The sequence below is a fragment of the Kribbella sp. CCNWLW201 genome, from assembly GCF_037203805.1.
In the GTDB taxonomy this organism is placed as follows: Bacteria; Actinomycetota; Actinomycetes; order Propionibacteriales; family Kribbellaceae; genus Kribbella.
Window position 1 is genome coordinate 464,124 of sequence record NZ_JBBCBQ010000005.1, and the last position, 9,192, is coordinate 473,315.

At 68.1% G+C, this 9,192-nt stretch carries 10 protein-coding genes; 6 read left to right on the plus strand and 4 right to left on the minus strand.

Annotated features, from left to right (window positions below; all coding sequences use genetic code 11):
* The first annotated feature begins 27 nt into the window (after positions 1-27).
* Together V9K99_RS24035 and V9K99_RS24040 are read left to right on the plus strand one after the other, a co-directional pair.
* Positions 28-1,014, plus strand: a complete 987-nt coding sequence (locus tag V9K99_RS24035) for a pirin family protein (protein WP_337012387.1) — start codon at positions 28-30, stop codon at positions 1,012-1,014.
* Positions 1,015-1,085: 71 nt separating this feature from the next.
* Complete coding sequence (locus tag V9K99_RS24040) at positions 1,086-2,024, plus strand: hypothetical protein (protein ID WP_337012385.1); 939 nt, start codon at positions 1,086-1,088, stop codon at positions 2,022-2,024.
* A 2-nt stretch (positions 2,025-2,026) separates the two neighbouring features.
* On the opposite strand, the gene V9K99_RS24045 is transcribed toward V9K99_RS24040, so the two are convergent.
* A complete protein-coding gene (locus tag V9K99_RS24045) occupies positions 2,027-2,338 on the minus strand; it encodes a cupin domain-containing protein (protein WP_337012383.1) in 312 nt (103 codons plus the stop codon).
* A 71-nt stretch (positions 2,339-2,409) separates the two neighbouring features.
* Here V9K99_RS24045 and V9K99_RS24050 point away from each other — a divergent pair, with 71 nt between their 5' ends.
* Complete coding sequence (locus V9K99_RS24050) at positions 2,410-3,411, plus strand: helix-turn-helix domain-containing protein (RefSeq protein ID WP_337012382.1); 1,002 nt, start codon at positions 2,410-2,412, stop codon at positions 3,409-3,411.
* An 84-nt stretch (positions 3,412-3,495) separates the two neighbouring features.
* On the opposite strand, the gene V9K99_RS24055 is transcribed toward V9K99_RS24050, so the two are convergent.
* Together V9K99_RS24055 and V9K99_RS24060 are read right to left on the minus strand one after the other, a co-directional pair.
* Positions 3,496-4,131, minus strand: a complete 636-nt coding sequence (locus V9K99_RS24055) for a phosphotransferase (RefSeq protein ID WP_337012381.1) — start codon at positions 4,129-4,131, stop codon at positions 3,496-3,498.
* Positions 4,132-5,403 (minus strand): glycoside hydrolase family 18 protein, encoded by a 1,272-nt coding sequence (locus V9K99_RS24060; protein WP_337012380.1) that lies wholly within the window; start codon positions 5,401-5,403, stop codon positions 4,132-4,134. It abuts the gene before it with no gap.
* A 133-nt stretch (positions 5,404-5,536) separates the two neighbouring features.
* Between V9K99_RS24060 and V9K99_RS24065 the strand changes: the two genes are divergently transcribed.
* Positions 5,537-5,983: a GNAT family N-acetyltransferase gene (locus tag V9K99_RS24065; protein ID WP_337012378.1), complete on the plus strand. Its 447-nt coding sequence runs from the start codon at positions 5,537-5,539 to the stop codon at positions 5,981-5,983.
* Here V9K99_RS24065 and V9K99_RS24070 read toward each other — a convergent pair.
* On the minus strand, positions 5,973-6,860 hold the full coding sequence (locus V9K99_RS24070) for an SDR family oxidoreductase (RefSeq protein ID WP_337012376.1): 888 nt from the start codon (positions 6,858-6,860) through the stop codon (positions 5,973-5,975). The genes V9K99_RS24065 and V9K99_RS24070 overlap by 11 nt on opposite strands.
* A 133-nt stretch (positions 6,861-6,993) precedes the next feature.
* Between V9K99_RS24070 and V9K99_RS24075 the strand changes: the two genes are divergently transcribed.
* Positions 6,994-7,875: a LysR family transcriptional regulator gene (locus V9K99_RS24075; protein WP_337012374.1), complete on the plus strand. Its 882-nt coding sequence runs from the start codon at positions 6,994-6,996 to the stop codon at positions 7,873-7,875.
* 9 nt (positions 7,876-7,884) lie between these two features.
* Complete coding sequence (locus V9K99_RS24080) at positions 7,885-8,595, plus strand: transporter substrate-binding domain-containing protein (protein WP_337012372.1); 711 nt, start codon at positions 7,885-7,887, stop codon at positions 8,593-8,595.
* The last annotated feature ends 597 nt before the right edge of the window (positions 8,596-9,192 follow it).

Genomic DNA, 9,192 nt, shown 5'->3' on the forward strand with positions numbered 1-9,192 from the left:
TGAACTACCCCGAGCGAGGAGAACACCATGCCCGCCGTGACCGTCAGCGACATCACCGTGCTGCCCCGCGTCCACCAGCCGGATCCGGCCGTTGCCAACGAGCGCGCGGTCCGGTCGGTGACCTCGGCCCCGAGCGGCTACGAGGGTGAGGGATTCCCGGTACGGCGTGCCTTCGCCGGCGTCGACCTGCGTGACCTCGACCCGTTCATCCACATGGACCAGATGGGCGAGGTCGAGTACGCCCCGGGTGAGCCGAAGGGCACCCCGTGGCACCCGCACCGCGGCTTCGAGACCGTCACCTACATGCTCGACGGGATCATGGAGCACCAGGACTCCAACGGCGGTGGCGGCGTCATCTCCAACGGCGACACCCAGTGGATGACCGCGGGCAGTGGACTGCTCCACATCGAGACCCCGCCGGAGCACCTCGTACTGAGCGGTGGCCTGTTCCACGGCATCCAGCTCTGGGTGAACCTGCCGAAGGCGCAGAAGTGGGCTCCGCCGCGCTACCAGGACATCCGCGGCGGCGACTCGGCTCTGCTGTCCACCGCGGACGGCGGCGCGCTGATCCGGGTGATCGCGGGCACGGTCGACGGCCATGACGGCCCCGGCTCGACCCACACGCCGATCACGCTGGTGCACGCGACGGTGAGCCCGGGCGCCGAGATGGTGCTGCCGTGGCAGCCCGACTACAACGCGCTCGTCTACGTCCTGGCCGGTCAGGGCACGGTCGGCGCCGAGCACCGCCCGATCCGCAAGGGCCAGCTCGCCGTCTTCGGCCCGGGCGACACGATCCGTACGGCGGCCAGTACGACGCAACCGCAGGCGGAACCGAACCTCGACGTACTCGTCCTGGGCGGTCGCCCGATCCGGGAGCCGGTCGCGATGGCCGGACCGTTCGTGATGAACACTCGCGCCGAGGTGATCCAGGCCTTCGAGGACTTCCAGGCCGGCAAGCTCGGCAGCATCCCGGCCGTCCACGGTGCACCGACGGAGTTGCGCAGTACCGACTGAGCCATGGACAACCTGAAACCCCGGTTCTACCTTCGCAGCAAGGGGAAACGGGGATTTTCAGGGGGTACATCATGTCGCGTTTCCGGAAACTTGCGCTCATCGTGTCCGCGGTGGCACTGACCGTCGCCGCGGCCACGCCGTACCCGGCCTCGATCCCGGTGCCGAACGACTTCCAGCCGGAAGGCATCGCCACCGGGCCCAGGGCAACTTTCTACGTGGGCTCACTCACCAGCGGTGACATCTACCGCGGCAGCCTGCGCACCGGCGACGGCGCGATCTTCGTCGACGCCCCGCCGGGACGGGTCGCCGTGGGGTTGAAGGTCGAGCGGGCGACCAAACGTCTGTGGGTCGCGGGAGGGCCCACTGGTCACGGCTACGTCTACAGCATCCGCGACGGATCGACGGTCGCGGACCTGGTGCTGACCACGAACCAGTCGTTGATCAACGACGTCGTGGTGACCAAGGACGCCGCGTACTTCACCGACACCTTCAGCCCGGTGATCTACAAGGTCCCGATCGGACCGGGCGACACGATCGGCGAACCGGAGACCATCCCGCTCAGCGGCCCCGCGGCGGTGCCAGGCGAGTTCCCCAACCTGAACGGCATCGACGCAACCCGGGACGGCAAGACACTGATCCTCGGCCACTCGTCGCGCGCCGAGCTGTACCTGGTCGATCCGCAGACCGGCTCGAGTCAGGCGATCGCGATCACCGGTGGTGCGCTCACGCCTGGTACACCGGACGGCATCCTGCTCGACGGCAAGACCCTGTGGGTGGTGGAGAACTTCGCCAATCGCGTGGTCAAGGTCGAGTTGAGCTCGGACCTGACCAGTGGTCGCATCACCGACGTGGTCACCAACGAGCTGTTCCGCGTGCCGACCACCATTGCCGAACACGGCAACCGGCTCGCAGTGATCAACGGCCGCTTCGACCTCGGCTTCCCGCCGCCGTTCGGCCCGGGGGCGCCGCCCGGCACCGACTTCGACGTGGTTCAGTTCGACAAGCCCTGAGGTCAGCCTTCGGGGTAGAAGACGAACAGGGTGCAGCCCTGTGTTGTCTGCGGTACGTGTGACGACCCGGCCGGGCAGTGGATGAACGACCCGGCCGGGTAGTCGCGGATGCCGTCGTTGAAGACGCCGTCGACGACGTACACCTCCTCCGGGCCGGGCTCGTGGACGTCGACGCCCTGCCAGCACGAACCGGGGTCCATCTCGAGTACGTGTGCGGTGGCGACAGGGCCGGACCAGAGCGACCGCAATCTGATGCCGGGGAAGAGTTCACGGACGGGTGTGGTGGCGGCCGAGGCCCATTCGAACGTCTGCATACTCACCAGCCTGAGTTGTCCACAGGCTTTCCCACAGTGTCTGGATAGTCGTGGTCAGGTACTTTTATGCCATGCAGACGCATCGCGTCGTCGCGCTGGTAACCGGGCCGCAGGCGAGTTTCGAGCTGGGCTGTGCGGCGGCCGTGTTCCGCGCCGACCGGTACCGGTTCAGCGTGTGCACCGAGCGGCCGGGCCCGATCCGGACCACGGAGGGCTTCACCATGCTGGTGAGGTCTGGGCTGCGTGCACTCGATCGCGCCGACACGATCGTCGTACCGGGCTGGTTGCCGATCGGCCGGGATCCGTCGCCTGCTGTCGTGCGGGCGTTGCAGCGGGCGCATCGGCGTGGGGCGCGGTTGGTGAGCATCTGCTCGGGTGCGTCCGCGTTGGCCGCGACCGGGTTGCTCGACGGCCGCCGGGCGACGACGCACTGGCGGTACGCCGATGAGCTGCAGCGCCGGTTCCCCGCCGTACTGATGGATCCGGATGTGCTCTACATCGACCACGGTGACGTCGCAACGAGTGCCGGCTCAGGGACCGGGATCGACCTGTGTCTGCAGTTGGTTCGCAACGATCATGGCGCCGCGTACGCCGCTCAGATCGCTAGGCGGATGGTGATGCCGCCGCATCGGGAGGGCGGTCAGGTCCAGTACCGGGTCGACGAGACCCAGCCGACCGAGTCCCTCGGGCCGCTGCTCGATTGGGCGACCCAGCACCTCGCCGAGCCGATCACCCTCGACGACCTCGCCGCCCGCATCAACGTGTCGCCGCGAACGCTCGCCCGCCGGTTCGCGGACCAGCTCGGCGTTGCCCCCGGCCAATGGTTGCTGGCCCAGCGCATCGCCAAATGTCGTGCTCTACTCGAGGAAACCGACCTCCCGGTCGAGACGATCGCCACCCGCGTCGGGTTGTCCTCGGCAACCAACCTCCGCCGCCGCTTCCACGGCGCCCTGCGGACGACACCCAGCGCCTACCGGCGGGCCTTCCGGGCTAAGGTCGTGTCTGGTGATCCCCCGCCTACTGCGCGGCACTCGGCACGGCACCTCGCCGCACTGGAGCAAAGGCCACGATGAAACCACATCGAGGCCTTCACTCCAGCACGCCGATGCACCGCACCGAGCACCTGCTCGCTACGGCGCGGGATCACCAGACACGACCTAGAAGTCGTCGGAGTTGTCCAGGTCGGTGTAATAGGCGATGCGCGGGTCGTCCGGGTCGCCGCCGTACGCCTCGACGAAATGCCGGGCCGCGGGCGGTCCGCCGTACTGGGGGTTGAGGGTGCCGGACAGGCTCCCGTACATGAGCGCGAGGTCGATGTAGCGATCGCCGGTGCCCAGTCGGCTCAGGTCCAGGATCCCGGCGAAGTGGAGGCTCGAGGGGTCGACGAACACATTGGGGGCGCAGTAGTCGCCATGTGTCACCGCCTTGCCTTCGCCCGGGAAGGGCGAGAGGAACGGGCAGTCGCTCAACTCGTCAAGCGCACGCAGGCCGTCGGCGATCGCGGCCAGCACTGCTGGTCTGTCGGCGGCCGGCCAGGGTTGGGAGGCGTCGCGGCCGTGGAGCTCCGTGGTCAGCAGCCAGTTGTTGCCTCGGTCAACGATGCGCGGGCACGGGAACCCGGTCGAGCCGAGCCAGGCGAGCCGGTCGGCCTCGTCGTCGACTCCCGGTCCGGCCTTGTAGAACAGGTGTTCCGAGCGGCGCCGCAGCCGGACGACAGTCGCTGCGGACATGCCGAGGTGGATCGGCTCGGCACCGCTCGCGCCGAACCGATCCACCAGAGCCTTCAGGTCCACTCAGCGAAGATTACGGTGCAACGCCGAGATCAGCTCCCCATTTTCGGTGTCACCGTCGAGCGACCAGATCATCGCGCCGCCGAGGTCGCGATCCGAGATGTACTGCGCCTTGCGCTTCATCTCGACCGGGTCGTCCCAGGTCCAGAACGTCGTACCGTCGAACAACCAGGCGAAACCGGCCTTGGTGTCGCGGTGGACGGTGAAGCCCGAGAGCTTCGCCTTGAGCAGGCGGTAGTCCTCGTAGCCGGCCTCGTACGTCGCCGGCGCGGGGCCGGTGGCCGGCTGGAACAGGCCGTTGTTCTGGTTCGTCACGCCGGTCCAGCCGCGGGAGTAGAACGGCACACCCATCACGAGCTGGCTGCGCGGTGCGCCCCGGGACAGGTAGGCGTCGATCGTCACCTGCGAGCTGAACTCGGCCGGCGACGGATCGCCGGCCGGGCCGTCGATCGCCGACTGCTGGTTGGTGATCGGGTCCCACGAACCGTGGTAGTCGTAGCCCTGCGTCGTACCGAACGTCAGGTTCTTGAACACCTTCGACACCTCGAACCCGCGGTCGATCTGCACCGGGTCGGCCGGCAGGAACGCGGTCAGGTTGTAGCGGCCCTTGAACGGCCAGGACAGCTTGTCGAGCTGCTTGCGGTACTCACTCACCAGCGCGGTGAAGTTCTGCTTGTCTTCCGGCCGGACCACGTTGCCCGGGTTGCCTTCGCTGGCAGGCCATTCCCAGTCCAGGTCGATCCCGTCGAAGACACCCTTCGCGGCACCGGCGGGCAGGCCGGGGATGTCGCCCTTCAGCCACAGGTCCAGGCAGGACTTCACGTGTGCGGCCCGCGACGCCGGCGTGAGTGCCGCGTCGGAGAAGTACTTCGAGCCGGTCCACCCACCCAGCGAGATGCTGATCCGCAGGTTGGGGAACTTCTGCTTCAGCTGCTTGAGCTGATTGAGGTTGCCGTTCAGCGCCTGACCCGGCTCGTCGGCCTTGCCGCTGACGCTCTGCTCGGCGGTGAACGGCCGCTGGTAGTCGGCCCACGGATCACTGCTCACGCAGGTGCCGTGCTCGTCGAGGAACCCGAACGCGTAGTTCAGGTGGGTCAGCCGCGCGGCCGTCCCGTTCTTCACCAGATCACTGACCAGGAAGTTCCGGTCGTACCCACTCCAGTTGGTGTAGTACCCCACCACTCGCTGACTGCTGTGTGCTTCAGCCGGTACGGCGGTCAACCCCGCCAGCACCGTCGCGGCCGCGACCAGCAGCCCCACACTCCGACGCTTCATCTGACTCCCATTCGGGCGGTCGAGAGGACAAGTGGCGCCGACTCTAGAACGCTTCCGACGATTTACGCAATGACTCTACTGAAAGATCGTCAGGAAAGTTTCCTATCTGACGTGGTTGCCTAGACTGGCGGTCGTGATCAGACCTGCGACGGACCCGGACGCCGAGACGGTGACCGCGATCGCCCAGGCGTCCTTCGAGCACTACATCCCGCGCATCGGCGGGCCGCCGGTGCCGATGCTGCTCGACTACCGCGCGGCGATCGCCGGCGGCAAGGTGTGGGTCGCGACGGGTGCCGACGAGATCACCGGATTCGTCCTGCTGGAGGATGAACCCGACTCACTGCTCCTCGACGTCCTCGCCGTCGCACCCACTGCCCAGGGCCGCGGCATCGGCTCCGCCTTGCTGGACTTCGTCGAGGCCGAGGCACGCGCCCGCGGCTACGAGCAGGTGACGCTGTGCACCAACGCGGCGATGACAGAGAACCTCGCCTACTACCCACGCCGCGGGTACGTCGAGACCCACCGAGCGACCGTCAACGATCGCCACCGCGTCTTCTTCCGCAAGGAACTCATGTCGTGAAGTAATGCCCCTTCTCCAGGTCCGCGATCAGGCCGGGGTGGGTCGGATGCCAGTCGAGGAGTTCCTGGGTGCGGGCGCTGGAGGCGGCGGCATCGAGTACGGCGAACCCGGCCAGCCAGCCGAAGTGGGAGTCCTCGGCGGTGGTCAGTGGGAGGTTCAAATGCAGACCGATGACCTCGGCGATGTCGCGGAACGGGATGCCTTCCTCGCCGACCGCGTGGAGGCGCGAGCCCGCTGGAGCTGACTCCAGAGCCAGTCGGTAGAGGACTGCGGCGTCGAGGCGATGGACGGCGGCCCAGCGGTTCGAACCGTCTCCCGGGTACGCCGAGACGCCTTGCGCGCGGGCGATGTCGATCAGGCCCGGGACGAAGCCGTGGTCGCCTTCGTCGTGCACAGTCGGCGGGAGTCGCAGGATCGACACCCGCACACCGCGTTCGACGTACGACAGAGCGGAAGCCTCGTTCGCGAGCCGGCCGCTGGTGGGGATCGCCGGGTCGGGCGCGCTGTCCTCGGTCGCGAGGTCGCCGGATCCGCGAACCAAGGCGGTCCCGGACGTGACGACGAAGGGGCGGTCGGAGTTGGTGAGTGCGTCGCCGATCGCCTCGATCGCGCGCCGGTCGACCTCGACGGATGCGGCGAAGTTCGAGAAGTCGTGAATGAAGGCCGTGTGGATCACGCCGTCCGCCGCGGCGGCCGCCGTACGCAGGCCGTCGAGGTCGGTCAGGTCGCCGCGGTACACCTCGGCTCCGGCCGCGCTGACGGACGCTGCGCCCTGGTCGGACCGGGCCAGGCCGACGACCTGGTGCCCGGCGCCGATCAGCTCGCGGACGACCGCCGAGCCGACGAACCCGCTCGCACCGGTGACGAAAACACGCATGAAGCACTCCTCGGAGAGGTAGGTGGAAGTGCTTCCATCGTGTGATCGCGAGTCGGGGCGATTCCAAAGCTTGTTTCGTATGGCGCAATACGCTTCAGGCATCACCGCAGGTCATCGACGTATGCTGGGCGTCATGCCCGCCGACCTCGACCTGCGACTGGTGCGGTACTTCACCGTCGTCGCCGAGCAGCGGCACTTCGGCCGGGCGGCGGCGGAGCTGCACATCACCCAGCCGTCGCTGAGTCGCCAAATTCGTAGCCTCGAGCAACAGTTGGGTGCGCGGCTGCTGGACCGGACGCCGCAGGGCAGCCGGCTGACCGAGGCCGGCGAGGTGTTCCTGCCCCGCGCACACGCGATGCTGCGATCGGCGGCCGAGGCCGCGGCCGCCACCCGGGCAGCCGCCGAGCCAAGCCGGATCACGATCGGCTACACGACCAGCCTGATCGTCACCCCGGCGACCCGCGAACTCCGCCGACGTCACCCGGAGGCCGACGTACAGACCATCCACATCGGATGGAACGAGCCGCGTTCGGCCCTGCTCGATCATCGGGTGGACGCGGTCGTCGCCCGGCTCCCGTTCGCGACCGACCAGTTGCAGGTGACAGTCCTGTACGACGAGCCGCGCGTGCTCGTCGTGTCACTCGAGCACCGCCTGGCCGGCAAGGAATCCGTCACCATCGACGACATCGCCGACGAACCGCTGCCCCGGTTGCCCGACCCGGAGTGGAACGCCTTCTGGCGGATCGACCCACGGCCCGACGGCAGCGCCGCTCCGGATGGTCCCGTGGTCAAGGACATCGAGGACAAACTGGAGCTCATCGCCGCCGGCCAGGCCGTGGCGATCGCACCGGCGATCCTCGGCGGCAATGGCCGGCTCCGACCCGATCTCACCTCGATCCCGCTCGAGGGTGTCGAGCCGAGTCACGTCGTACTGGCGACGCGGGCCGGCGACCGGAGCCGCCTCGTCTCAGCGTTCCGCAAGTACGCCGGAACCCTGCTGGTGCCGCGCATATAGGGTCGCGGCATGACGAGTGTTCGTGAGGATCTGGCGCCGTCGGGCGTACTGCGGGCGTCCATCAACCTGGGCAATCCGGTGCTGGCCCAAGGGACGCCGGAGGAGCCGGCCGGTGTCACCGTCGACATCGCGCGGGAGATCGCCCGGCGACTCGAGCTACCGCTGGAACTGGTCTGTTTCGACGCGGCCCGCAAGTCCTTCGAGGCGCTGACGACCGGGCAGGCGGACATCTGCTTCCTCGCCATCGAGCCCGCTCGCGCCGACGAGGTCGCCTTCACCGCGCCGTACGTGATCATCGAAGGCGTCTTCGCCGTACGTCGGGAATCCGACCTGCTCAGTGTCGCGGACGTCGACCGGGCTGATGTCCGGATCGGGGTGAAACGCGGTTCGGCGTACGACCTGTATCTCACCCGGACGCTGCAGCACGCGACCATCGTCCGCGGTGACGAAGGCGTCGACGTCTTCCTGGCCGAGGGCCTGGAAGCAGCCGCCGGCATCCGCCAGCCGATCACCCAGTTCGTCGCCGAGAACCCTGACTACCGCGTCATCGACGAACGCTTCATGGAAATCCGCCAAGCCGTCGGCACCACCCGAACCCGCCACCCCGACACCGTCGCGTACCTCCACGCCGTCGTCGAAGACCTCAAATCCACCGGCTTCATAGCCACCTCCCTCCACCACTCCAACCAACCCGACGCCGCCGTAGCCCCACCCGCCTGACACACAGATCCCGTCGCACGACCAGCCGCCCGTCGCTGGCTGGCGGTCTGCGGTCGCGCCGGGACGGGTGCTCCAGGCGGGCCCGCGACTGTGGGGATGGGTTGCTCAGTCGCGCGGCTGTGATGTCGCGCGCTTCGGTGAGGCGGACTGTGGTGTCGGGTGCTTCGGTGAGGCGGACTGTGGTGTCGCGGCTCCGGGCTGCGTGATGGTGCTAGTCGGGGTGGTGGGCGTCAAGTGCGCCTTCGGCGTCCGCTGCGCGGATCGAACAAGTTCGACACTTGACTCCCGCCACCCCGACCAGGAGGGCGCAGCTATCCCGGAGCTGCTCACCCGAGTGGTCTCACTCGTCGGGGTGGACACGGGAGCTGGCGGTGGAGCCGGGGGCGCTGACGGGGTTGTGGAGCGTGCTGGGTGCGGCGGGTGGGTGTGGTGTTTGGGGATTTTGTGGATCTTCATCGGTGGTGCCCGAGTCGGGGGTAACGGGGGGATTCGGTGGCCCGGGTGTCGGTGGTGGGCTCTTGGGTCCGTTATGCGGGCAGATTGCGGCCAGTGGCCGGGACCTGGGACAGGAAACGGCGGGCTGGGACCTGATATTTC